This is a genomic window from Moraxella sp. K127, from assembly GCF_015223095.1.
In the GTDB taxonomy this organism is placed as follows: Bacteria; Pseudomonadota; Gammaproteobacteria; order Pseudomonadales; family Moraxellaceae; genus Moraxella.
In genome coordinates this window covers 1-1,700 of sequence record NZ_JADFBZ010000092.1, presented here as the reverse complement: position 1 = coordinate 1,700, position 1,700 = coordinate 1, and the positions used below count along the sequence as shown (strand labels likewise).

The 1,700-nt window shown below is 36.3% G+C and carries 1 protein-coding gene; it reads left to right on the top strand.

The genetic code is table 11. The features are described 5' to 3' along the window. Nucleotides 1–29 precede the first annotated feature (29 nt). The coding region (locus IM753_RS12720; RefSeq protein WP_227713160.1) for a polymorphic toxin type 15 domain-containing protein at nucleotides 30–1,700 on the top strand (1,671 nt) is incomplete at its 3' end.

Here is a 1,700-nt window from a genome sequence, read left to right as displayed (position 1 = left end):
AACTACCCATCGGTAATCAGGAGATAAAAATGTCTGATGATACAGAAAAAGCAATAGAGCAACTTAATAAAAATTTTTGGCAAAATCTTAATGATAGATCTGATTATATTAAGTATGAATTTAATCAATCATCTGAGTACTTAGAAAAATATTTAGGTAGTAATGTTGGTGTTCAACTAATCCATGATAGTGATCTTGGTAAGAGGCTATTTGACATTGTTAGTATTTCCAAAAATCAGGCTGGACTTAGTAATCTTACTAATGAAATGCAAGCATTACACGAAGAAGCTATGTCTGATTTGGTAGAAATATTAAATGGACTGTATGGCGTATGGGGTAAGATTACTGAATGGGTATCTTTTGCTTGGGGTGCAATTATTGGAGACTTTAATAGAACTCCAACCCTTAGTCAGACCATCATATCAAGTCTTATCAGTATTATTCCTGTTGCTGATCAAGTGTCAGATGTTAGGGATTTTATCGCTAATGTATTGATTTTAACAAATGAAAACGAAAGGGAAAATTTAGAAAATTGGTTTAATTTAGCACTGACTGCAATTGGCATTATACCCTTTATTGGTTCAGTGCTTAAATCTTTGGTAAAAATAATTAGACATAAAGAAGTCAAAGATATTAATACTCTAAAACAAATTATGGAAAGCTGTGAATCATATCTAAGACGTATTGGTGCAGGCGATAAGATTCCTTGGGGGGACAATCCGATTGCATGGCTACAAACCAAACCTTGGCAAGGATATGCAGATAAAGCTAAAGAATCTATTCAGAAATATTTGCATAGATTTTCTTATGAATTAAAAGATGGATACAAAAATATCCCAACGTCACTGCAATCGAAAATGACTCAACTTGCCACACAGATTGATGACATTGCTTTGCAAATTAACAAATATATTGATGAAATACTAGAACAAACACAATCACGCATAGATGAGTTGTTTGCTCAACAAGGTTTGGCAATGGGGGGAATTAAGCATGAAATTCACATTGGCGGTAATCCTAATGCTTCCACAAAAGCAACGCACCAACAACCGAGTCAGAAGATTACCATAACATCAATGAGGTTAACAAAAGTTGGTTGTTTTAAAAGAGTGAATTCAAGAGATGCTAGACGTCAAGCAAAAATGAATATCGCAAATGATCATCCACCAGGCTCAAGCAAATTAACCGTAGATGAATACTTAAACCAAGAAACCGACAGACAATTAAAACTCCAAGAAGATGGTATTAACAGTTTGACGGTGGCAGAGTATGAACAATCACGCAATGACTTTAAGGCAAATGGTCGTGGCAATGGTTTGGATCAGAGACAGACGAGAGAAGAATATGAACAATATTTGCTGGAACTTTACAATGAGCGGTATAAGAAAAGCGGTATGTCAAAAACAGAAGCCAAACAAAAATCCCAAGAAACCACCAATAATATAATGGGCACGCTAGCCGCTCTGCATAATCCTGATCAAGTGGCCGGTGGTGGTCGCAGTAAAGTGCCGATGGAGATGGGGCTAAAAAGTGTCAATTCATCAATCGGCACATTATGGATTAAAAAACCAAAAGATGGTACAATAGATAAGCCCAATCGTAAACTCACCCGAATAGATGCCATTGACAAAGCCGTGGCAGACCTACCAGCCGATATAGACAAAACCCAAACCCGTATGAATGTTAAACTACAAAGGTGT